At 70.0% G+C, this 23,389-nt stretch carries 17 protein-coding genes and 1 riboswitch; of the genes, 5 read left to right on the plus strand and 12 right to left on the minus strand.

Annotated elements, in window-relative coordinates; translation table 11 throughout:
* Positions 1-169: 169 nt before the first annotated feature.
* The 4 genes from AOM45_RS18510 to AOM45_RS18525 form a co-directional block, all read right to left on the minus strand.
* Entirely contained in the window at positions 170-2,266 is a 2,097-nt protein-coding gene (locus tag AOM45_RS18510) for an ATP-binding protein (RefSeq protein ID WP_051782966.1), read from the minus strand.
* Positions 2,266-4,608: an ATP-binding protein gene (locus AOM45_RS18515; RefSeq protein WP_030466439.1), complete on the minus strand. Its 2,343-nt coding sequence runs from the start codon at positions 4,606-4,608 to the stop codon at positions 2,266-2,268. The genes AOM45_RS18510 and AOM45_RS18515 overlap by 1 nt, the downstream gene beginning before the upstream one ends.
* Before the next feature lie 118 nt (positions 4,609-4,726).
* Positions 4,727-6,178 carry a precorrin-2 C(20)-methyltransferase gene (locus AOM45_RS18520; protein ID WP_030466438.1) on the minus strand — a complete coding sequence of 484 codons (1,452 nt, stop codon included), beginning with the start codon at positions 6,176-6,178 and terminating at the stop codon, positions 4,727-4,729.
* The gene (locus AOM45_RS18525) at positions 6,175-6,795 is read right to left on the minus strand and encodes a precorrin-8X methylmutase (protein ID WP_030466437.1); all 621 of its coding nucleotides are present in this window, start codon (positions 6,793-6,795) and stop codon (positions 6,175-6,177) included. Before AOM45_RS18525 ends, AOM45_RS18520 begins: the two co-directional genes overlap by 4 nt.
* Before the next feature lie 62 nt (positions 6,796-6,857).
* On the opposite strand from AOM45_RS18525, the gene AOM45_RS18530 reads away from it, so the two are divergent.
* Positions 6,858-8,084 (plus strand): RNA-guided endonuclease InsQ/TnpB family protein, encoded by a 1,227-nt coding sequence (locus AOM45_RS18530; RefSeq protein ID WP_030466436.1) that lies wholly within the window; start codon positions 6,858-6,860, stop codon positions 8,082-8,084.
* Here AOM45_RS18530 and AOM45_RS18535 read toward each other — a convergent pair.
* Positions 8,066-9,106: a ferredoxin-like domain-containing protein gene (locus tag AOM45_RS18535; RefSeq protein WP_030466435.1), complete on the minus strand. Its 1,041-nt coding sequence runs from the start codon at positions 9,104-9,106 to the stop codon at positions 8,066-8,068. The genes AOM45_RS18530 and AOM45_RS18535 overlap by 19 nt on opposite strands.
* 26 nt (positions 9,107-9,132) lie before the next feature.
* Positions 9,133-9,273: riboswitch (adenosylcobalamin (AdoCbl) riboswitch) on the plus strand.
* Positions 9,274-9,281: 8 nt separating this feature from the next.
* Between AOM45_RS18535 and cobN the strand changes: the two genes are divergently transcribed.
* Positions 9,282-12,845: a cobaltochelatase subunit CobN gene (gene cobN, locus AOM45_RS18540; protein ID WP_030466434.1), complete on the plus strand. Its 3,564-nt coding sequence runs from the start codon at positions 9,282-9,284 to the stop codon at positions 12,843-12,845.
* A gap of 84 nt (positions 12,846-12,929) precedes the next feature.
* On the opposite strand, the gene AOM45_RS18545 is transcribed toward cobN, so the two are convergent.
* Positions 12,930-13,580: a helix-turn-helix transcriptional regulator gene (locus AOM45_RS18545; protein WP_030466433.1), complete on the minus strand. Its 651-nt coding sequence runs from the start codon at positions 13,578-13,580 to the stop codon at positions 12,930-12,932.
* A gap of 79 nt (positions 13,581-13,659) precedes the next feature.
* On the opposite strand from AOM45_RS18545, the gene AOM45_RS18550 reads away from it, so the two are divergent.
* Together AOM45_RS18550 and folE are read left to right on the plus strand one after the other, a co-directional pair.
* Positions 13,660-14,037, plus strand: coding sequence for a DoxX family membrane protein (locus tag AOM45_RS18550; protein WP_030466432.1), 378 nt, complete (start codon positions 13,660-13,662; stop codon positions 14,035-14,037).
* A complete protein-coding gene (folE, locus tag AOM45_RS18555; RefSeq protein WP_030466431.1) occupies positions 14,034-14,591 on the plus strand; it encodes a GTP cyclohydrolase I FolE in 558 nt (185 codons plus the stop codon). Before AOM45_RS18550 ends, folE begins: the two co-directional genes overlap by 4 nt.
* Here folE and lgt read toward each other — a convergent pair.
* The 3 genes from lgt to AOM45_RS18570 are packed head-to-tail and all read right to left on the minus strand — an operon-like array spanning position 14,572 to position 18,527.
* Entirely contained in the window at positions 14,572-15,444 is an 873-nt protein-coding gene (gene lgt, locus AOM45_RS18560) for a prolipoprotein diacylglyceryl transferase (RefSeq protein WP_081901940.1), read from the minus strand. The two genes, folE and lgt, sit on opposite strands and share 20 nt — an antisense overlap.
* Positions 15,445-15,486: 42 nt before the next feature.
* The gene (locus AOM45_RS18565) at positions 15,487-15,990 is read right to left on the minus strand and encodes an EF-hand domain-containing protein (RefSeq protein ID WP_030466429.1); all 504 of its coding nucleotides are present in this window, start codon (positions 15,988-15,990) and stop codon (positions 15,487-15,489) included.
* 35 nt (positions 15,991-16,025) lie between these two features.
* Positions 16,026-18,527 (minus strand): LuxR C-terminal-related transcriptional regulator, encoded by a 2,502-nt coding sequence (locus AOM45_RS18570; protein ID WP_162185619.1) that lies wholly within the window; start codon positions 18,525-18,527, stop codon positions 16,026-16,028.
* Positions 18,528-18,809: 282 nt separating this feature from the next.
* On the opposite strand from AOM45_RS18570, the gene AOM45_RS18575 reads away from it, so the two are divergent.
* Positions 18,810-21,434, plus strand: a complete 2,625-nt coding sequence (locus AOM45_RS18575) for a helix-turn-helix transcriptional regulator (protein WP_156093686.1) — start codon at positions 18,810-18,812, stop codon at positions 21,432-21,434.
* On the opposite strand, the gene AOM45_RS18580 is transcribed toward AOM45_RS18575, so the two are convergent.
* The 3 genes from AOM45_RS18580 to AOM45_RS18590 all read right to left on the minus strand — a co-directional run bounded on the left by AOM45_RS18580 (position 21,388) and on the right by AOM45_RS18590 (position 23,305).
* A complete protein-coding gene (locus AOM45_RS18580) occupies positions 21,388-21,759 on the minus strand; it encodes a LapA family protein (RefSeq protein WP_051782965.1) in 372 nt (123 codons plus the stop codon). The genes AOM45_RS18575 and AOM45_RS18580 overlap by 47 nt on opposite strands.
* 49 nt (positions 21,760-21,808) lie before the next feature.
* Positions 21,809-22,165, minus strand: a complete 357-nt coding sequence (locus tag AOM45_RS18585; RefSeq protein WP_030466425.1) for a DUF742 domain-containing protein — start codon at positions 22,163-22,165, stop codon at positions 21,809-21,811.
* A gap of 216 nt (positions 22,166-22,381) precedes the next feature.
* Complete coding sequence (locus AOM45_RS18590; protein WP_030466424.1) at positions 22,382-23,305, minus strand: anti-sigma factor RsbA family regulatory protein; 924 nt, start codon at positions 23,303-23,305, stop codon at positions 22,382-22,384.
* Positions 23,306-23,389: the final 84 nt, after the last annotated feature.

Raw genomic sequence — 23,389 nt, forward strand, 5'->3', positions numbered from 1 at the left:
ACGAACACAAGGAGAAGCGCATGTCAGGTGGACTCAGGCGACTCGCCGGGGGATTCCTGTCCGCCGGAAAGATCATCACCTGAGCCAGGACCGCTGACGGCGCTGTTCCGGCAGCGACCGCCTTGCCGTCGAGGGGACGGCAAGGCGGTCACTGCTGCGTCACGAGTGACTATTCGCCCAGTGCGCAGGCGATGGCCTGCTCCGGGGTCATCCGCGCCCCCTCCTGAAGGGCGTCGTGGTAGGCCCGTTCACCGAGTGCTTCGCGAGTTCTCGTCCGCCAGTCCTGCCTCTGGTCGAGCAGGAGGTCGAAACCGAACAGCGGCCGGCCGATCGGCTCCCACATCTTGTCCGCCGCCCCCTGCAGCACGGCCGCCCGAGTCCAGTCGCTCTCCGTCGCGGCGACCCACGACAGGAGATCCACACCGAACGGGTAGCCCAGCTGGTCCGTCACGTCACGTTTGACGCGGAGGCACTCGCACAGGTGAGTCGCCGCTTGCCGGGGATCGCCCGCGGTCAGCCACATGATGCCGATCGCGTTCAACGCCCAGGACAAGGCCCAGCGTTCGCCCAGTGACGCACAGATGTTCCGGCACTCGTCGAGCAGGTCCATGGCACGGCCGGTGTCGCCGGCCATACCGGCGACGAAGATCTGGATCGGATAGATGATCACCGCCGGCGCGGTCCACCGGTCCGACGCCCGGCGGCGGGCCAGCACGTCGTCGAGGAGCGGGATCGCCTGCGGCGGGTCGCCGGCCACCACACGCGCCCAGCCGAGGTGCTGGGTCGCATCGGTCAGGGCGGTGTCGTCGGCCAGCGCCAGGGCGAGGTCCCGGCTTTCCTCCAGCAGAGTCAGACCGCTCTGGTAGTCGCCCTGCAAGCTGGCGATCCAGCCGTTGATCCACAGTGCTCGGGCGCGTTCCCGGCTGGGTTCCGGGCTGGCCCGCAGGGCCCGGTCGAGCCAGTACCGGCCGTCGCGGACGAACCCGCACGCGATCCAGTAGAACCACAGGGCCGCGTTCAGCCGCAGGCCCTCGCGTTCCTGCCCCGGCACCGTCAGACAGTGGTCCAGCGCCGCGAAGAGGTTGGCCCGCTCTACCCGCAACCGCTCGGCCCACTCGGGCTGGCGCGGGCCGCTCGAGTCCGCGTCGGCCTGCTCGGCCAGGCGCAGGTAGTAGTCGCGGTGCCGGTTCTGCGGTCCAGCCGTGTCATCGATCTCGGCCAGCCGTTGCCGCCCGTACTGGCGGATGGTCTCCAGGACCCGGTACCGCACCCCGGTAGCGCGCTCCTCCCGGATCAGCACCGATTTGTCGATCAGTCCCGTCACGGCCTCGAAGACCTCGTCGGGGGCCAGCCCCGGGCCTGCGCACACCTGTTCGGCCGCATCCAGGTCGAAATCCCCGGCGAACACCGAACACCTGGCCCAGAGCAGCCGTTCCGGCTCCGAGCACAGCTCGAAGCTCCAGTCGACCGTCGTCCACAGGGTGTGATGGCGCGGCAGGGCCGCGGGAGCTCCACCCTTCAGCAACGCGAACCGGTCTTCCAGCCCGGCCAGCAACTCCTCCACCGACAACACCCGCAGCCGGACCGCGGCCAGCTCGATCGCCAGCGGCAGTCCGTCCAGCCGCCGGCACAGTCGCGCCACCTCCGGCCTGTTGTCCTCGGTCAGCACGAAACCGGGGGCGGCCGTGGCCGCCCTGTCCGCGAACAACGCCAGCGCGTCGCACAGGGGCGCCGGCACCGATGCGCCGGGCTCGGTGGAGGGCAGTGACAGCGGTGGGACCGGCCAGCGGTGTTCACCGGGGACGCCGAGCGGTTCCCTGCTGGTGGCCAGCACGGACAACCCCGGCGCGGCCTTCAGCAACCGGCTCACCAGCCGGCCGCACCCGTCCAGCACGTGCTCGCAGTTGTCCAGGATCAGCAGCAGGCGCTTGTCCGTCAGGAACGCGGTGAGCACGCTCAACGGATCCCGCCGCGAGTGGTCGCGCAGGCCCAGCGCGGCGGCGATGGTCTGCTCCACCAGTGCCGGATCGCCGAGCGCGGCCAGTTCCACCAGCCACACCCCGTCGGGAAACCTCCGGCGAACCGCGCGCCCGACGCGCAGGGCCAACCGGGACTTGCCCACCCCGCCGACCCCCGTCAAGGTCACCAGCCGGGCCGTCGACAGCACGCGCCGCACTTCGGCCGTGTCCTGCCGTCGACCCACGAAACTCGTCATGTCGGCCGGCAGATTGCCCGCCGCCCGCGTCTGTCCGACGTCAGCGGTCATCAGGCCCGGCTCTCTTGTCGTTCGGCGACCCACGTGGCCACCTGGGTGCGTGTGGTCAGCCCGAGTTTCGCGAGGATGTTCTCGACGTGGCCCTCGGCGGTGCGCTGAGAGATCACCAACCGGGCGGCGATCTGCTTGTTGGTCAGGCCCTGGGCGACCAACTCGGCAACCTCCTGTTCGCGCGGGGTCAGCCTCGTGGCGGCGCCGGCGGGGGCCGGCACCCCCTGTGGTTTCTCGTTCAGGGCGCAGGTGATGGCCTCTGCCAGGGCCAGGTCTCCGCCGCGCTGGAAAACGGTGCGGAAGGCACGCTCGCCCAGCGCGAGACGAACCCGCTTCTCGCACTCCTCGTGGTAGGCGAGCATGGGCCGGACCGTGGCGGGGGACGCGCCGATGGTGTGCCACAGCGCCTGCGCGGCGCCGAGAAGTTGCGCGGCGTGGCGTGGATCCGGCGCGCCGGCCGCGATCCAGGCCAGTGCCTCCAGGCACCAGGCGATCCCGAGCAGGTCCTCGATCAGGCGCTTGAGACGCAGACTCTCCCGCACCAGCCCGGCCGCTCGCGGGGAGTCGCCCTGCTGCCAGACCGCCAGGCCGAGGGCCCACAGTGACAGCGACCGGTACCAGACCTCCCCACGGGGTTCGGTGATCGCCAGCACCTCCTCGTGGCAGGCCAGGGCCCGTGCCGCGTCACCTCGCACCCCGCTGTACACGGCCAGGGCGAAGAGGGCGTCGAGCAGCCGAGGAAGATCGTTCCCGGCACGGAGCGCATCGAGGACCGTGTCCAGCAGCGCGACCGAGCGGGACAGGTCGCCCTGGTACCCCGCCACGTACCCGGCGGCGAGGGTGAACAACACGTGCGTCGAGGCGTCGTCCAGCTGCTTCGCGACCTCCTCGCCCTCGTCCACCAGCGCCGCGGCGGCCGCGACATCGTTCTGCTGTCCGGCCAGCATGGAGTCCGCGTAGAGGGCCCGGGCCCGGTCCACGCTGGGGCGGGACTGCTGGGCCAGGGCGTGGTCGAGCCAGTACCTGCCCTCGCTGAGCTGCCCCCGTCCGAACCAGTACGGGTACAGCGACGTGGCCATCCGCAGGCCGGCCCCTGCTTCGCCGGGTTCGGCGAGGCAGAACTCCAACGCGGCCCGCAGGTTGGGGTACTCCCGCTCCAGGCGGGTGAACCAGTCCACCTGCCGGTCACTGATCCACTCGGCCTCGGCGCCCGCCACCAGCGCGGCACACCAGTCTCGATGTCGCCGGCGCAGCGCGGTCTCCTGGCCGGATTCCCGCAGCCTGTCCTGGCCGTACTCGCTGAGGGTGTCGAGCATCCGGTACCGCACGTGGGCGCCGTCCTGCCGGATCAGGATCGACTTGCTCACCAGTGAGGTCACCAGGTCGAGCACGTCCTCCGGCGCCAGGCCGTCCCCGGCGCAGACGTCTTCCACCGCGGCCAGTTCGAAGCTGCCGGCGAACACCGTCAGTCGAGCCCAGAGCCGCTGTTCCGCGCGCGTGCACAGCTCGTAGCTCCACTCGATGCTGGCCTGCAGGGTCCGCTGCCGCGTCGGCGCGCTGCGCGGACCGGCGGCCAACAGCCGGAACCGGTTGGACATCCGGTTCAGGATCTCCTGCGGCCCCAGCGCCGCCAGCCGCGCCGCCGCGAGTTCGATCGCCAGTGGCAGGCCTTCCACCCGGCGGCAGATCTGTGCGACCGCGTCCAGGTTGTCCGCGGTGAGGCAGAACTCCGGCACCACCGCCACGGCCCGCTCGACGAACAGGGCCACCGCCGGGACCTGGGGCAGTCCTCGCAGGGTGGGTGGCTGTGCCAGGTCCGGTATCGGCAGCGGCGGTACCGGCAGCGTGACCTCCCCACCGACACCCAGCGCCTGCCGGCTGGTGGTCAGCACCCGCAACCCCGGGCAGGCCCGCAACAGCGCGTCGACCAGTTTCGCGACCGGGTCCACCAGGTGCTCGCAGTTGTCCAGCACCAGCAGGACGTGTCGTGCCGCCAGGTACTCGGTCAACAGCGTCATCGGCGGGCACGCCGAATGGTCTCCCGGTCCCACGGTGGCCTGCTCCCGCAGTCCCAGAACGGCGGCCACGGTGTGCGCCACCAGCTCCGGATCCCGCAGCTCGCCCAGTTCGACCAGCCACACCCCGTCGTCGAAGGACCGCCGCACCTGTGCGGCCACCCGCAGTGCGAGCCGGGACTTGCCGATCCCGCCGAACCCGATCAAGGTCACCAGGCGCGAGACCGACAACACCCGCTTGGCCTCGGTCACCTCCCGCCGGCGGCCGACGAAACTGGTCAACTCCACGGGCAGATTCCCGGCCTCGCCCGGAGCGATGAGCGACATGACACCTTCATCCCTGCGACCACGGTTGCCGGTCGACTTTTCGGGGCCAGTCGAACCCAGACGGGCCTACCACGTCAATCGACGATATACATGACCCGTATGGTCGCAGGGAAGGCGGCTAATCGGCAGGGTAGCGGCGCGGCGTGAACACCACACCCGCGTCGGTCACCACCGTCTGGGACGAGCCGATGATCAGCAGGCAGCGCATGTCGATCGTGTCCGGGTCGAGGTCTTTCAGCGTCCCGACGCGGATCTCCTCCTCGGGACCGCCCACGTCACGTCCGACGACGACCGGGGTCTCCGGGGCGCGGTGCTGGAGCAGCAGGTCGCGCATCTCGTGGACCTGGTGCGTGCGGGCCTTGGACGCCGGGTTGTAGATCGCGATCACCAGGTCGGCCTTGGCGGTGGCTTCCAGTCGTGAGGCGATGACGTCCCACGGCTTGAGCCTGTCGCTCAACGAGATCACCGCGTAGTCGTGGCCGAGCGGAGCACCGGCCTTGGCCGCCACGGCGTTCGCGGCCGTCACGCCCGGGATGACCCGCACCGGGACGTCACCGGCTTCCGCCGCGACCTCCAGGACGGCCGTGGCCATCGCGAAGACGCCGGGGTCGCCGGACGACACGACCGCGACCCGCTTGCCCTTGCGCGCGAGGTCCAGGGCGAAGGCGGCGCGTTCCGACTCGACCTGGTTGTGGGAGGCGTGTTTCGTCTGGCCGGGCCGGTCGGGAAGCCGGTTGAGGTAGGTGGTGTAACCGACGAGCTCGTCGGCGGCCTCGAGCTCCTGGCGGGCTTCCGGGGTGAGCCAGGCGGTCTTGCCGGGGCCCAGGCCCACGACGGTCACCTCGCCCTTGCGCGCCTCGGGCTTGGAGTTACTGGGCAGCAGCGCCAGGGAGAAGTAGGGGACCTCGGTGGGGTCGACGTCGGCCAGTGGCGACATCTTCTGGCGGCCGGTGGTGGCGCGCTCCACGTACCAGGCGCCGTCGAGCCTTCCCGACGCTTCGAGGGCCTCGCGGACGTTGCCGAAAGTGCGGCCGAGCTTGAGGATCGCGGCCGAGTCGGTGTCGGCCAGGCGGGTCGCGAGCTCGGCGGGGGGCAGCGTGCCGGGCAGGATGGTGAGGACCTCGTCGCGTTCGACCAGCGGGGTGCCGAGAACGGCACTCGCACCGCTGACGCTCGTGACGCCGGGCACGACCTCCCACTCGTAGCGGTCGGCGAGCCGCTTGTGCATGTGCATGTAGGAGCCGTAGAAGAACGGGTCTCCGGCGGCGAGGACGACGACGTCACGTCCGGCGTCGAGGTGCGCGGCGAGCTTGGCCGCGGCCTCCTCGTAGAACGCGTCGATCTCTCCCTGGTAGTCGTCGGTGTCCTCGGTCGTGACCGGGTAGACGAGCTGTTCGGTGATCTGGCCGTCGCGGAAGTACGGTGCCGCAATGGTTTTGGCGACACTGCGCCCGTGCCGCGCGCTGTGGAACGCGATCACGTCGGCTTCCCCGATGAGCCGTGCGGCCTTCACCGTCACGAGTTCCGGGTCACCAGGACCCAGGCCGACGCCGTAGAGCTTGCCCGTCATTCTTCCTCGCTCGCGATCGCGTTGATGGCCGCCGCCGTCATGGCACTGCCGCCGCGCCGGCCGTGCACCACGAGGTGCTCCAGATCCGTTGCGGCCAAAGCTTCTTTGGACTCTTTCGCGCCGATGAAGCCCACCGGGATGCCCAGGATCGCGGCCGGCCGGGGCGCTCCTGCCTCGATCAGGTCGATCAGGTGGAACAGCGCGGTCGGGGCGTTGCCGATGGCGATCACGGCACCCTCGAAGCGGTCCTGCAGCAGCTCCAGGGCGGCGGCGCTGCGGGTGTTGCCGATCTCCTTCGCCAGCGCGGGAGTGCGCGGATCCTGAAGGAAGCAAAGGACTTCGTTGTCCTTCGGCAGGCGGCGGCGGGTGACGCCGGACGCGACCATGTTGGCGTCGCACAGGATCGGCGCACCTGCCTGGAGCGCTTTGCGGGCGTTGCGGACGACGCCGGGGGAGAAGGCGACGTCGTTCGGCAGATCCGTCATGCCGCACGCGTGGATCATGCGGACCACGACTTTCGCGACGTCCTCGGGGAACCTGGTGAGGTCCGATTCCGCGCGAATGGTGGCGAAGGACTGGCGGTAGATCTCCGCGCCGTCCTTGATGTACTCCGTCACCTGTACCTCCGCTGCCTGTCCTGCTTCAGGCTGGTCATTTCACTCCCGGTATGTTGTGGGTCGTGCGAACGGCGTACAAGTGCCGGGCTTACCCCACTTCGGATCAGGTCGCGTTGTTGAGCCGTACGTTCGGCTGTGTGCGGCTGGTGTGGAACAAGACCTTGAGCGAGCGGAACCATCGCTACCGTGAGGCCGGTGCACGTACCTCGTACCGGGAGACTGATGCAGCGCTCACGGAGTGGAAGCGCACCAAGGAACTTGCCTTCTTGTCGGAGGTTTCCTGCGTGCCTTTGCAGCAGACGCTGCGTCACCAGCACACCGCATTCCAGAACTTCTTCGCCGGACGTGCTCGCTTCCCGAGGTTCAAGTCGCGAAGTGGTCGCCAGAGTGCACACTTCACCCGTTCGGCGTTCCGCATGCGGGAAGGCGTGCTGGTACTCGCCAAGAGCAGCGAGCCGTTGCATTTCGTGTGGTCGTTCGCCGACAAGGCCGTGAGGGGGTTGGAACCGACGATGGTCGTCGTGTCCCGCGACCCGGATGGCCGTTGGTACGTGACGTTCGCCGTGGACACCGACACGCCCGCTCCGAACGAGCCAACGGGGCGAGCGATCGGTATTGACCTGGGTTTGAAGGACTACCTGGTCACCAGCGACGGTGAACGCGTCCAGAATCCGCGGCATCTGGTCAGAAAGGCGCGGAACCTCGCTCGCTACCAGCGAAGGATGTCTCGTTGTCAACGCGGCGGGTTGAACCGCCGCAAGGCGAAGGTCAAGGTCGCTCGTGCGCAGCGCAAGATCTGCAACGCGCGGCAGGACTTTCTGCATCGAACAACCGCGCGACTGGTGCGCTCGGCTGACGTGATCGTGATCGAAGACCTCAACGTTGCCGCCATGGTGCGCAATCGTCGTCTTGCGCGTGCCATCCATGACAGCGGCTGGGGTGAGTTCCGTCGTCAGCTGGAGTACAAATGCGCTCGCGCCGGCCGTGCTCTTGTCGTGATCGATCGTTGGTACCCGTCGAGCAAGACCTGTTCGAGCTGCGGGCACAGGCTGACCGAGCTCCCATTGGCCGTCCGTTGCTGGACGTGTCCAGGTTGCCGCACCCGGCATGATCGGGATTTGAACGCGGCCAAGAACATTCTTGCGGTTGGTCGAGCCGCAGTCCGAGACAACTCGGGCGATGCCTGCGGAGCTGACGTCAGACGGCAAGGGGTCTCCCTGCCGCAGTCGGCTGTGAAACAGGAACCCCTGTGCTCCAGTGCAGGGGACAGTCAACTGATCTCCTCGTAGCCGTCGCCGGTCGCGACGAACTCGATCACATCACCGGCGGGCCGACCACATCGGCGTGCACAGCCCGACCAGTGCACCGCGCCGGGAGTGTCGGACCTGCTCCCTAGAATTGAAATTGGGGGTACCCGGCCGGGCACGTGTGTGTGGTGGGACGCATCTACCCAAGCGCGCGCATCGGCTCGTACGTCGGAGAGCGACTTGGCGCAGCCGGGTCGGCCGGTGCAGGCGCTGACGCCGTGCCACGGCGAGTCCGGATCCGTGATCAGCTCCGAGACGTCGGTTCCGGCGGGCACGACCAGGCTCCGCCACGGCGTCAACCGGAGCGGGACTCCGGGCAGCTGCCGCGCATCGAGTCGGCCCAACGGCACGCCGGGGGTTGTGGGCGAAGGTGCGACAGGCGTCACAGCCGGGGCGAACAGGACGTCGGAGGAGACACCGAAGTGCTCGGTGATCTTTCGCACACCGCCGTCCACTTCGGACAGGCGCCAGGCGGTCCCGCGCATCTCCTGGAAGAGGCGGGCGGCGGTCACCACGGCGTCGACCGGGTCGTGAACTCGGACACCTGTATCGGTACCGGCGAGCAGGAGCACCTCTCCGACCAGCCCGAAGTCGCCGCCCAGGCCACTCACCGCGTGGCCCACCGTCACCAGGAAACGCCCAGGCAGCGAAGCCAGCACCGGGTCCGCGCACAACGCCGCGTCCAGCGCGTCGACCAGCGACTGGTTGTCCTCCAGCGGCGCCGCGATGATGTTGCGGATCCGCTCGTGCGTCGCGGACGGCAACAGGCCCGCCGCACGCAACCGCTCACCCAGCTCCACGCCGTCCGCGAGGCCCCTGATCTGGAGGTTCGCCCGCGAGGTCAGCTCCAGCGAGCCGGATCCGAGCTCCAGTGCCGCGGCACGCACGACGTCCCACTGAGCAGCGGAAAGGGTGCCGCCGGGAACCCGGATGCGCGCCAGCCCGCCGTCGGCCGCGGCGTGCAGCTCTACGGCGCCGGGGCAGGCATCCGGGTGACTACGCATAGGTCGGACTGTAACCCGCCGGTTAGGGTGAGCCCGAACGACGAAGCGCAGGAGGAAGCCGGTGTGAATCCGGCGCGGTCCCGCCACTGTGACCAGCGGACGCTGGAAGTCAGGAACTCCGCTTCGCCTGTCACCCGCAACCTGGGGCGAGGACCCCACGAGGGATGGAGCCTGCGTGATCCTGCTGCTGTCGACCTCCGACACCGACCTGCTGTCGGCGCGTGCGAGCGGTGCCGAGTACCGGCTCGGCAACCCGGCGCGCACCACCGTGGACGACCTTCCCGGGCTGACCCAGGACGTCGAGCTCGTGCTCGTGCGCATCCTCGGCGGGCGCCGGATGTGGGAGGAGGGGCTCGACTGGCTGCTGGCCAGCGGGCTGCCGGTGGTCGTGCTCGGCGGTGAGCAGCAGCCCGACGCGGCACTGATGGAGCTGTCGACGGTGCCCGGCGGCGTGTGTGCCGAGGCGCACCTCTACCTCGCGCACGGCGGTCCGGCGAACCTGGCCGAGCTGCACAAGTTCCTGTCCGACACCGTCCTGCTGACCGGGCACGGCTTCGCGGCGCCCACGGCCACGCCCACGTGGGGTGTGCTGGAGCGGGAGACGACCGGAGAAGGCCCCACGGTCGCGGTGCTCTACTACCGCGCGCACCACGTCGCCGGGAACACCGCGTTCGTGCACGCGTTGTGCGACGCGATCGAGGCCAAGGGCGGCAGGCCGCTGCCCGTCTACTGCTCGTCGCTGCGCACCGCCGAGCCCGAGCTGCTGGACACGCTGCGCCAGGCCGACGCGCTGGTCGTCACGGTGCTCGCGGCCGGTGGCACGAATCCCGCCAAGGCGTCCGCCGGTGGTGACGACGACGCGTGGGACGTCGGCGCGCTGGCCGCGCTGGACGTGCCGATCCTGCAAGGACTTTGCCTCACCTCCAGCCGTGAGTCGTGGGACTCCAACGACGACGGACTGTCTCCTTTGGACACCGCGACCCAGGTCGCGATCCCCGAGTTCGACGGCCGGATCATCACGGTTCCGTTCTCCTTCAAGGAGATCGACCAGGACGGACTCACGGTCTACGTCGCCGATCCGGAACGGGCGCTGCGTGTCGCGGGCATCGCGGTCCGGCACGGGAAGCTGCGCCACATCCCCGTCGGTGAGCGCAAGATCGCCGTGATGCTGTCGGCGTACCCGACGAAGCACTCGCGCATCGGCAACGCGGTCGGGCTCGACACACCCGCGTCCACGGTCCGGCTGCTCAAGGCGATGCAGGAGCACGGTTACGACATCGGCGACGCGCTGCCCGGTGTCGAAGAGCTCGACGGCGATGCGTTGATCCACGCGCTGATCGCCGCCGGTGGCCAGGACGCGGACTGGCTGACGCAGGAGCAGTTCGAGAGCAACCCCGTGCGCATCGCGGCCGCCGACTACCGGGAGTTCTACGAGACGCTGCCGGAGGACTTCCGCGAGTCGATGCAGGAGCACTGGGGCGAGGCGCCCGGTGAGCTCTTCGTCGACCGCAGCAGGTCCAAGGACGGCGAGATCGTGCTGGCCGCGTTGCGGTCCAACAACGTCGTCGTGATCGTGCAGCCGCCGCGCGGGTTCGGCGAGAACCCGATCGCGATCTACCACGACCCCGACCTGCCGCCGTCGCACCACTACCTCGCGGCGTACCGGTGGATCGAGTCCGAGTTCGGCGCGGACGCCGTGGTGCACGTCGGCAAGCACGGCAACCTGGAGTGGTTGCCGGGCAAGACCGTCGGCATGTCGGCGTCCTGCGGCACGGACGCGGCGCTCGGCGACCTGCCGCTGGTCTACCCGTTCCTCGTCAACGACCCCGGAGAGGGCACGCAGGCCAAGCGGCGCGCGCACGCCACGCTGGTCGACCACCTGGTGCCGCCGATGGCGCGCGCCGACAGCTACGGCGACATCGCGCGGCTGGAGCAGCTGCTCGACGAGTACGGCTCGATCTCCGCGATGGACCCGGCGAAGCTGCCGGCGATCCGCGCGCAGATCTGGACGTTGATCCAGGCCGCGAAGCTCGACCACGACCTCGGCCTGGACGACCGGCCGCACGACGCGGAGTTCGACGAGTTCCTGCTGCACGTCGACGGCTGGCTGTGCGAGGTCAAGGACGTCCAGATCCGCGACGGCCTGCACGTCCTGGGTGAGGCGCCGACCGGTTCAGTGCGGGTCAACCTCGTGCTCGCGATGCTCCAGGCGCGGCAGATGTGGGGCGGCCAGGTCGCCGCGCTGCCCGGCCTGCGGGAAGCGCTCGGGCTCGTCGGCACGGCCCGTGAAGACGTTGACGCCGTTGAGGAACAGGCGCGCGCCCTCGTCCAGGCGATGGAGGACGCGGGCTGGGATCCCGACGTCTCGAAGACCCTGCACGAGTCCGTGGACGTGCAGAAGATCCTTGAATTCGCAGCTCTGGAAGTGGTGCCGCGGCTCGCCCGCACCACGGACGAGATGACCAACGTCCTGCACGCGCTGGACGGCGGCTACATCCCGGCCGGGCCGTCCGGTTCGCCGTTGCGCGGCCTGGTGAACGTGCTGCCGACGGGTCGCAACTTCTACTCCGTCGACCCGAAGGCCGTCCCGTCTCGCCTCGCGTGGGAGACCGGCCAGGCGATGGCGGACTCGCTGCTCGCCCGGTACCGCGAGGAGAACGACGGCGAGTGGCCGCCGTCGGTGGGCCTGTCGGTCTGGGGCACGTCCGCGATGCGCACGGCCGGTGACGACATCGCCGAGGTCTTCGCGCTGATGGGCGTGCGGCCGGTGTGGGACGACCAGTCCCGCCGCGTCACCGGGCTCGAGGTCATTGCGCTGGAGGAGCTGGACCGGCCGCGCATCGACGTCACGGTCCGGATCTCGGGCTTCTTCCGGGACGCCTTCCCCCACGTCGTGTCCCTTTTGGACGATGCCGTGCAGCTGGTGGCCGGCCTGGACGAGCCGGCGGAGCAGAACTTCGTGCGGGCGCACATGCTCTCCGACCTCGAAGAGCACGGCGACCAGCGCCGGGCGACCCTGCGGATCTTCGGGTCGAAGCCGGGCGCGTACGGCGCGGGCGTGCTGCCGTTGATCGACAGCCGCAACTGGCGCGACTCGTCGGACATCGCCGAGGTCTACGCGGTGTGGGGCGGGTACGCGTACGGCCGCGGCGTCGAGGGCATCTCCGCGCGTGAGGACATGGAGTCGGCGTACCGGCGGATCGCGGTGGCGGCCAAGAACATCGACACCCGCGAGCACGACATCGCCGACTCGGACGACTACTTCCAGTACCACGGCGGCATGGTCACGATGGTGAAGGCGTTGACCGGCAAGGCCCCCGCGGCGTACGTCGGAGACAGCACGCGGCCGGAAGCGGTCCGGACCCGCACTCTCACCGAGGAGACCTCGCGGATCTTCCGCGCCCGCGTGGTCAACCCGCGCTGGGTCGGAGCGATGCGCAACCACGGGTACAAGGGCGCGTTCGAGCTCCAGGCCACGGTCGAGTACCTGTTCGGCTACGACGCCACGACCGGTGTCGTCGCGGACTGGATGTACGAGAAGCTGACCGAGACCTACGTGCTCGACCCGGAGACCCGCAAGTTCCTCCAGACGTCGAACCCGTGGGCGCTGCACGGCATCGCCGAACGCCTCCTGGAGGCCGCCGACCGCAAGATGTGGGAGCACCCGGAGCCGTCCACTCTCGACGCTCTCCGCGCCGCCTACCTCGAAACCGAGGGCGACCTGGAAGACGGCGCCTAACCAGGTAACCCGTTCGGTCTAACGTTGAAAGACACGCGGGGCCCCCGCGTACCGCCAAAAGGTACGCGGGGGCCCCGCGTGTCGTCAGGAAACACGATCGAGGCGGACGCAGCAGTGGGTTGGTGACGGAGAGAGATGAGGGGTGTGGGTTTGTGAGGCGATCCCGTCCAGCAGGCCGCTGATCAGGCAGAGGTTCATCCCGCACACCAGTTCCGTGTGCCGTTGGGCCAGGCTGTGGAACGGGCAGTTGCCCAGCAGGACCGTCGTGCCGTCCTGCTGCGGCTCGAACCCGAGGCCCTCCAACGCCTGCACGACGTCGCCGCCCGCCTTCGTGGCCAGATCGGACCCCCACTCGTACGCGCGCCGGTTCAGGATCTCGCGCGGCGGCTCGCCCGTGGTCTGGGCTTCGAGCAGCGAGTCCGTCAGCAGGTGGCTCGCCGCCTCGTACCGCCGGTCGGGCAGCGACACCTCGATCTGCTCCTCCGACCGCCGATAGAGCTTCGCCGGCCGTCCCGCACCGGGTCCGGTGCGCCCCGACCGCCGCTCGTGGACCACGTCCAGCAGTCCCATCTCGACCAGCTTGTCGAGGTGGAACGCGGCTGTCGTGCGGGCGAGTCCGACGGCCTCGGAAGCCTCGTCCTTGCTGATGGGCGCGGTCTGGCGCACCACGAAGTCGTAGAGCTTGCGCCGGTTCGGCTCGTCGAGAGCCGCGACGGCGGCGACGTGGTCGGCCATCTCTAAAACCCACTTCTGTTGACTAAATTACTTCGACGGTTCTAACGTTAGCGCAAGTTGTCGTTAGAAGGAGGAAGTCATGGCAGTCCTGACGCGCACGGATCCCGCGACCCAGGCGTTCGTGCTGTTGCGCACGGTGTTCACGGCGGCGCCGATCCTGTTCGGGCTGGACAAGTTCTTCAACGTGCTCGTCGACTGGCCGACCTACCTGGCACCGTGGATCGACTCCGTCGTGCCCGGCAGCCCGCAGACCGCGATGTACCTCGTCGGCGTGATCGAGATCGTGGCCGGCGTGCTCGTGGCGGTGCGGCCGAAGTGGGGTGGCCTGGTCGTCGCGGCGTGGCTGCTCGGGATCATCGTCAACCTGCTGACCCTGCCCGGCTACTACGACGTCGCGTTGCGCGACTTCGGCCTGCTGGTCGGCGCGCTGGCGCTGTCCCGGCTGGCGAGCCGATGACGGGTCCGATCGACGTCGAGGCGGCGCAGCAGGCCGTCACGGACCTGCTGAAGGCGCTGGGCAAGGACCCGTACTCGGTGCACCTGGCCGACACACCGCGCCGCGTCGCCGAGGCGTACGCCGAACTGCTCACACCGAGGCCGTTCAACATGACGACGTTTCCCAACGACGAGGGCTACGACGAGCTCGTACTGGCGCGCGGCATTCCCGTGCAGTCGTTGTGCGAGCACCACATGCTGCCGTTCCACGGTGTCGCGCACGTCGGATACCTGCCGGGCGAACGGATCCTGGGGCTGTCGAAGCTCGCACGGGTCGTCGAGATGTTCGCCCGCGACCTCCAGGTGCAGGAACGGCTCACCAAGCAGGTCGCGGACTGGTTGCAGGAACACCTGCAGCCCAAGGGAGTCGGCGTCGTGATCGAGGCCGAGCACATGTGCATGGCGTTGAGAGGCGTGCGGGTCAACGGATCCAGCACGGTCACGTCGGCGTTGCAGGGTGTGCTGCGCAAGGATCCCGCATCACGTCAGGAGTTCTTCACCCTGGTGCACTCGTGAGCTCTTCACGGCCGGGACGCCGCCGCGCCGACAGCCACGTGAGCACGGCGGCGGTGAGGCCCACGACCAGGGAAGTCCAGATGTTCAGGCGCAGTCCCAAAATGTGGTTCGCCGCGTCGGTCCGCAGCGCCTCGATCCACAACCGGCCCGCGGTGTAGAGCGCCACGTACAGCCCGAAGGCGCGGCCGTGCCCGAGCCGGAAACGGCGGTCAGCCCAGATCACCGCGGCCGCCACCCCGAAGTCCCACACCAGTTCGTAGAGGAAGGCGGGGTGGAACGTGCCCAGGACGACCGGCAGGCCGTCCTGACCGAGGACGGCGTGTCCCGCCGACTGGTCCCACTGGTGGATCACGAGTCCCCAGGGCAGGTCGGTGGGCCCGCCGTACACCTCGTTGTTGAACCAGTTGCCGAGCCGCCCGATTCCTTGTCCCAGCGCGATTCCCGGGGCCGCCGCGTCCGCCATCGCCGGCAGCCGCACCCCGGCGCGCCGGGCACCGATCCAGCCGCCGAGCGCACCGAGGGCGATGGCGCCCCAGACGCCCATGCCGCCGTTCCAGATGTAGAGGGCCTCGATCGGCCGGCCGCCGGGCCCGAAGTACGGCTGCCACGACGTGGCCACGTGGTAGAGCCGCGCGCCGACGACGCCGAACGGGACCGCCCAGTAGGCGATCTGCGCGACGGCACCGCGATCGCCGCCGCGCTCGACCCAGCGGCGCTCGGTGAGCCAGATGGCGACGAGGATGCCCGCGACGATGCAGAAGGCGTAGGCGCGCAACGGGATCGGCCCGAGGTGCCACACGGCCTGCGTGGGACTCGGGATGACAGAGAGGATCGGCCCTTCCCCCAGGAGCATCGCGCCAGGATGGCCCTGTGGCAGTGACGTACCGGTGAAGTCCTAGACCGGTCCGAACACGTGGGTGCCGGGGGCCTCCGCGTCATCGCCGGCCCAGAACTCCAGCCACAGCTGGGCGAACTCCTCGCGCGACAGCCTGCCGTCACCGTCGGAGTCCAGCGCGGCGAAGTCCGTGACGCCGTCGTGCCCGAGCCACGCGGCGATCATCGTCCGGTACTCGCCGGGGGAGATGTAGTCGTCGCGGTCCTCGTCCACGGCGGCGAACATCGCGTCGGCGGTGTCGGTGACCGCCTCCGGTGTCTTCGGCAGCGCGTCCACGATGCCCAGCACGTCGTCGATCGTGACCTGGTCCCTGCCCGACGCCGCCGACAGCGTCGCCCACCAGCCCATCATCACCCCGGACAGCAGCTCCTCGTCGCCGCCGCGCAACGACACCCAGCGCGCGGTGAGGGCGCGGAAGTCGGTCTCGTCCAGGTAGCCGTCACCGTTGGCGTCCATCGCGCCGAAGACCACCGCCACCTTGCGTCTCTGCAAGTCGCTCGCCATGGGCAACGACGATAGGCCGAACGTCGCAACGGAATCTATCGGCCGAACGGGTCCGAACCACCCGGCAGGTGGAGGCGGCTCGACACGCCCAGCTTGCGGCAGGCGCCGGCCAGCACTCCCTCGACGGCCTCGGCGGGCAGGAGCAACGTCGACGCGATCTCCTCGTTGGAACGGCCTCGTGCCGCCAGTTCCGCCACCTGGTGCTCGGTCGGGGTCAGCGCGGTCGGCCCGGTCTGGCGCATCCGCCGGGGTCCGGCACCGGTCGCCACCAGTTCGGAGTACGCCCGCGCGGCCATCGCGGTGGAGCCGCACTTCTGCGAGAGGTCCAACGCTTCACGAAGGCACGCGCGCGCACCGGACGTGTCTCCCTGACGCCGCACCACGACGCCGAGGTCGACCAACGCGCGCGCCAACTCCAAACGGGCCGGAGAACCCCGCAGCAGCCGCACGGCCTCTTCCAGCAACGTCCGGCCCGCCGTTCCCGCGGTGACCCGGCCCGCCGCCCGCAACGCCATGCCCAACGCTCGCGGCGCACCCCACGACCAGGCGAGGCTGACCTCTTCGTCAGCCAGTTCGCGGGCCCGTTCACCGTCGCCCGTCGCCGCGCAGGCCAGCGCCGCACCGGAACGCCACGCCAACACGGCGGGATTGCGGTAAGGCCACAACGCGCAATGGCGTCCAGCGGCCAGGAACGCCTCCAACGCGTCGTGGTCGTCGCCTCGCGCGGTGAGCAACCGTCCGCGAACGGTCAACAGTCCTCCGTACGGCCACACACGCCGTGCCTCCTCGGTGGACGCCTCGGCGATGACGGCGTCGGCCTCGTCCAGGCGACCCTCCTCGAGGAGGATGTCGGCGAGCAGCGCGGCGTGCCAGGTCGTCACCGCGTGCCAGCGGCGGTCCTGGCGCAGCTGGTCGTCCGCCAGCGCGAGGTCGGCGCGGGCCGAGACGAGATCTCCCTTGCGGCGCTGGACGTTCGCGCGCATCACGTACGTCAGCGCGCGCAGAGCCGGCGGCTGCGAGCGGTCCACGTCGTCCAGCACGGCCAGCGCGGCGTCCAGCGAGTCGGCCAGGTTCAAGGTCATCGCGGACGCCAACGACGACAGGACGCCATCAGTCGACACGAGCGCAACGGCTTCGGCGGCACCGATGTCGCCGACCAGCACGTGGTGCAGAACCCCGGCGGGCGTGTCGAGCGGGACTGCCGACGGCACGGCCTCCTGCCACGCCAGGCCGTGCACCGCCAGATGTGCCTGAGCCCACGGCGGACCGCCCGCGAGCACCGCCACCAGTTCGGCCGGTTCGCCCTCGGCGTGCAGGGCGTACGACAGCGCCACGGCGGACTCGGCATCGTCCACATCGGACTGGTGTGCCTCGCGCAACCGTGCCGTGGCACCGGGAAGACCGCCGACCAGCTCGGCGACACCCAGCATCCTGAGCGCCCGCGCCGGGTTCGCCACCGGTTCCCGCAACGCCCGCCACAGCAGCCTCGCGGCGCCGGACGTGTCGCCCTGGTTCACCGCCTCCTGCGCGGCGCGGTCGAGCACCTCGCCCGCCCACGGCTCCAGTCCCGGCGAGGTCTCCAGCAGGTGGTCGGCCACCTCTCGGTCTGTGGCGCCGTGTGTGCGCAACGCTCGTGCGGCCCGCAGGTGCAACGCGGCTCGTGCGGACGCCGGCATGTCGTCGACAACCGCCCGCCCAGCCCCGCCGAGCAGCTCCACCGTGCGCACCGCCTCGGCCAGTTCCGCGGGGCTCAGCCCGGTGAGCTCGGCCAGCACTCCAGGACGCGGGGACGGTCCGAGCACCGCCAGGCACTGCGCGGTGGCCACCACCGCGGCCGGACGGCGGCGCAGTCGTGCCGCCACGATCGCGCCGGACACCTCCGCGCCGCGCTGGGCCACCTGCCACGCGGCCTCGGCCGTCGGCGGCACCCCGTCCTCCTCCAGGGCCTCGACCAGGCGCGTCACCGCCAGCGCGTTCCCGCCGGTCGCGTCGAGACAGGCGGCGACGAACTCCGGTGCCGGCGCGGGTGAGATCAGCGCGGCGACGTCGTCCGCGGACAGCGGGCCGAGCACAACGTGGTGGCACGAAGCCGTGATCTCGCCGTACGACGGGTCGTCACACCGCTCGCCGACGGTCAGCACCACCGCGATGGGCAGGCGCTGGATCCGCAACGTCAGATAGGCGAGCCAGCGCAGTGACGCGGCATCGGCCCAGTGGGCGTCGTCCACGGCGATGAGCAGGCCGGACGTGCCCGCGAGTGACGTGGCCAGCCGGTAGACGCCGTGCAGTGCGGCGAAGTCGGTGGACTGGCCGGGGTCGATGTCGAAGAGCTGGGCCACGATCCCGAACGGCAGGTCGCCCTCCAGCGCACTGCCGCGAGCCCGCACGACGTGTCTGCCGGAGGCTTCCCACAAATCAGCGAGGTCGTCCAGCACGGCGGTCTTGCCCGTGCCGGGCGCGCCTTCCACGACGGTGGTGGTGCCCGGCGTCACCTGGTCGCTGATTCCGGCACACCGCGCTTTCCGCCGGTTTTTCAAGATCTCTCCACAATCCGCGGGTGAATGGATCAGCAGAATTGATGCTAGGAGAAACAGCACCACTTGCCCAGGTAAACGTTCCTGAGCTATGGGGCGTCTCAACAGGGTCCGTGCACGTATGATCCCGCGGGCTACTACCTGAATGGGTAGCGGCAGCCGGACGGTGGCCACGCGTGGTCATCCCAACGGCCTAGATGTGCTGCCTCAGGGCTGGTCGTGGTGCGGGTGGTTGTGGTAGTGCAGCGCTTGTTCTCCGCCGCCGTGGAGCGAAAGGAAAAATGGGTGTCGGGGAATCGGGACGGGGTGTTCCGCGGCCGTGACGGAGAACGGGAGCTCCTGAGCGGTGTGCTGGACGCGGGAACGGGCGTCGTGCTCGTCGACGGCGCGGCGGGAACCGGCAAGACGCGGTTGCTGGCCGAGGTCGCCACAATCGCCGCACGCCGCGGTTTCGCCGTCGCCACGGCACAGGACGAGCTCGACCAGCCGTTCCTGCTGGCCCGCCTCGCCGAACGCGAACCGGATGGTCCCGCGCTCGTCGTGCTCGACGATCTGCACTTGGCCGAGCCCGGCACCCTGGCCGCGTTGCGCGCGCTGCTGCCCGCCTCCTCCCACGAGAAGGTCGTCTGGCTGCTCGCCCGCCGCACCGGAGAGGGCGCCGACCGCCTGTTCGCCGCCGCGCTCGCCCGCGGTGCCGTGCGGATCGAGCTGCGGCCGTTCACCGACGACGTGGTCGCGGACCTCGTCGCCGACCTCTGCGGCGGGGTTCCCGACCACGATCTCCGCGCGCTCGCGTCGACAGCGCAGGGGAATCCGGCCGAGCTGATCGGTCTTGTCGAAGCGCTGAAGGAAGACGGGCAGCTGGCGATCACCGCCGGGCGCGCGTCGTTGCGCACCGACTGCCCTCCGCGGCGCACGGAGGCGTTGCTGCGCGGCCGGGTCAGCGCGTTGAGCGGCAGGGCGAGGCACCTGCTGCAGGTCGCGTCCGTCCTCGGGCCGCGCTTCGAACCCGGTGACGTCGCGGAGATGCTGGCCTCCAGCACCGCGATCCTGTTGCCGGCACTGGACGAGGTCATCGGCGCCGGTGTCGTGACGTCGCTGGAGGACAGGCTGGCGTTCCGGCACGAACTGGTGTGGCGGCTGGTCGCCGACACCGTGCCGCCGCCCGTCCGGCGCGCGCTGCACCGCGAGGCCGGCGAGATGCTGCTGGGGCGCGGGGACTCCGCGGTCGTGGCGGCCCAGCACCTGTTGCACGGCGCTCAGCGCGGTGACGTCCGGTCGATCGACGGGCTGGTCGCGGCATCGAAAGCCGTGCTGTGGAACGCACCGGACGCGGCCGCCGAGCTCGCGGTGCGGGCGCTCGAGCTCACCGACCAGGCGTCCGCGTCGCTGGTGCACCGCACGGTGATCGCGGTGCGCGCGCTGATCGCGGCCGGGAAACTCACGGCGGCGCAAGCGCTCGCGCAGGACGCGTTGTCCCGTCAGGTCTCTCCGGAGCACGCCGCGAAGCTGCGGCACTGCGTGGCCACGACGACGTTGCTCGGCGCCCAGCACGCCGCGTCGGCGGAGATCTCCGAGGCGCTGCTGGCGGAACCGGAGCTGCCACCGGAACTCGCGCCGTGGGTGGAGATCACCAGGATGATGGCGCTGCTCGGGCACGACCGGTCCCGCGCGGAGGAACTGGCGGAAGCGGTCGTGCGCACCCACACGGGCTCGCCGGACGACGTGCTCGCGACGGCGCTGGCGGTGCTCGCCGCGATCGCCCGTGACCGCAGGGAACCCGGCGCCGCACTGGACCTGGCACGGGAGGCCGCGCAGTCTGCCACCTCCCACGACCTCTGCGCCTACCCGCAGCTGTTGCTGGCGACCGTCCTCGCCGGACTGCGCGAGTTCGCCGAGGCCGACGGCGTGGTGCGGCGAGCGCGCAGCGGACCGTCCTCCGTGGTGACCAAGGAGCTCATGGTCTCCGCCGTGCAGGCCCGGATCCTGTTGCAGGCCGGGCGGATCGAGGAGGCGGCGGCCGAGGCGCGCGACGCGGTGGCGGTCGCGGACGACACCGGGCACACCGCGCTGGTCGCGCCACCGTCGGCGGTGCTCGCGATGGTCGCGATCCACACCGGTGATCTGCCCGCCGCGATCGAGCACGTCGAGCAGTACCGCGGCCGCGCCGGAGTCGACGGGATCGTCTTCTCCCGCGCCTACTACCAGTGGGCCGACGTGCTGGTGTCGTACGTCGCCCACGGGCTCGACAAGGCCATGGGGCTGCTCACCGACGAGTACCCGGAGCTCGTGTCCTCGGGGCTGTTCGCCGAGGAACCCCGTGCTGCCGGGTGGTTCGTGCGCCGCGCGCTGGAGGCCGGCAACGTCGGGCTGGCCAAGGCCGTGGTGGACCGCGTCGAACAGCTGGCGGAGGAGAACCCGGGATTCCGCGCGGTGGCGGCTGCCGCGTTGCACGCGCGGGGCCTGCTCGACGGCGACGCCTCGCTGCTGGAGCTGGCGTCGCAGCAGCACCGCGACCTGTGGGCACGGGCCAACGCGGCCGAGGACCTCGGCGTGCTGCTGAGCGCCGCCGCTGATCGCGCGGACTCGGTGAAGGCGCTGGAGAACGCGCTCGGGCTGTACCGGGAGATCGGCGCGTCCCGCGACAGCGCCCGCGTGCTGGGCCGGCTGCGCAAGCTCGGCAGGCGCCGCAGGGCCGCACCCGTCCGTCCCGCGTCCGGATGGTCCAGTTTGGACGACACCGAACGGGCGATCGCCAACCTGGTGGCCAAGGGGCAGACGAACCGGCAGATCTCGACGCAGCTGTTCATGTCACCGCACACGGTGAACTTCCACCTGCGCAAGATCTTCCGCAAGCTCGAGATCAGCTCTCGCGTCGAGCTGGTGATGAGGTCGAGGGACGACCAGTGAGCCGTTTCGCCTGGCGCCGCAACTGAAGGATGCGGGCCGCGCCGACGACCGCGACCAGCACCGCACCGCCGATCGCCGCGAACAGCAGCGCCACGCCGAGCGGAAGACTGGCCTCGCCCCACAGGAAGTAGATGGTGGCGTTGCCGCCGTTCTGCAGGATGAAGACGAGCAGGAAGATCAGCACCACGATCGCGACGAGGACGGCGATCCACGTGCCGCTGATCCGTGTGGGCCGCAGCTTCTTCGGGGCGGCCGTCGCCGGGGGCGCGGTCTGGATCGGCTCGGTGACCGGCGTCTTCGGGGTCTCGTCGCTGGGAGTCGCCACGACGAGAATTATCGGCGACCCAGCGTGATTCCGCCCGCTGGCAAAAGGGTTACAACCTGCGCAGCCCCGAGAGAACCCGTTCGAGCAGCGCCAGGTTCGGCTTGTCACCGGGTTCGTGCACGGCGACCAGGTTCAACGTGATCAGGTCGCTCAGCAGCACCCGCGTGACGCCGAGCGGGATCTTCATGAGCGCGGAGATCTCGGCGACCGACCGCGGTTGCAGGCACAGCCGCATCATCGCCGCCTGGTCGTTGTTCGCGCGGTAAAGCCGATCCTCGTCCGTGGAGAGCAACGTCTCCAGGCGCAGGTCGTGGCGGGCCGAGGTCCGGCCACCGGTGCGGGCGTAGGGGCGAACGAGAGCGCTGTCCCGCGCGGGAGCGGGCGGTAGGTCTTCGTCTTCCTGCATCGGCCACTCCGGGGGAGGTTCCGGTGGGCGCTGGCGCAACGGTTCCTGACGGGGCAGTTGCTGCGTCTCGGCGCCGTGGGAGTCCCCTCTCGCGTCGGCGCGCAGCCGTCGGCGGGTAGCCGGAGACCCGAAACGCGCCCCCGTGTATCCGATTTCCGTCGCTTCCTCGTCGTGCACGTGCTCAAGCTATAACGAACACGCCCAAATGTATGTCGATCACGTTGCCTTTTTGTCACCCAAGTCGAATCTGACCTGGATTGCGGTCCCCGACGACGTCGTTTGGGTGCGCACGAGGTCGGCCAAACGGTTCACCAGCAACAGACCGCGACCGCCTGGTTCGTTTGCGTGAACAGGCGTTCGGCCAGCCAGAACATCGGTGATGTGGCCGTTGTCGTTGACTTGGCAAACAATACTTTCTCTTTCCGTCCAGACCCGGACCGTGCTCTCGCCGCCGCCGTGCCGGACGCTGTTCGTCGCGAGCTCGGTGACCGCGAGCGCGAAGTCGTCGACGCGATCACGGGCCAGGCCGAACTTCACCGCCTGTTCACGCGCGAAGGCCCGCACCGCCGCCATCGCGCCCGCTCCGACCAGCGTGCTCGCCGCGTCGGACGGGGTGGGCAACGGCAGCGAGTGCGCGGCGACGACCACCCGTGCGGGGTGGAAGTGGTCGCTGGGACGGTGGCCGCTCGCGTCGATCACGACCGGGTGAGTCTTCTCGGCGTCGGCCAGGACGTCGTGGGGGAGGGAGGAGGTGTCGTACGGGCACAGAATGCTCAGGTCACGGCCGCTGAACGCGTAGTTGACCAGTGCCTCGTGCAGCGCGCACGCCGGGTACTCGACGTCGGTGCGCAGGTCCCACACCGGCTCGCTGATGATCCGGACGGCTCCGCGGTGCCGGTCGGCGAACGCGCGGAGCTCGGGAATGATCCGGCCGGGGTTGCGGCCGGTGTCCGCCATGTCGATGAAGGTCACGAGGTGGGCGAACCCGCTCAGCGCCTCCTGGAGCAGCGTGAGGTTCCTGCTGGGCACCGCCACGGCGACGGGTTCGGCGTTCGCCAGACCCTCCACCACGAACGGGACCGTGCCGTCGATGTAGGACTCCTCGTCGGAGTAGAACAACGCCGGATGTGCGAACGTCATGTGCCACCTCTCGTCAACGTCCCAGGATGCGCACCCGGCACGTTGCTCAAACCCATCATTTCTTGACCCTCACACCGTGTCAGC

The organism is Lentzea aerocolonigenes, from assembly GCF_000974445.1.
Lineage (GTDB): Bacteria > Actinomycetota > Actinomycetes > Mycobacteriales > Pseudonocardiaceae > Lentzea > Lentzea aerocolonigenes.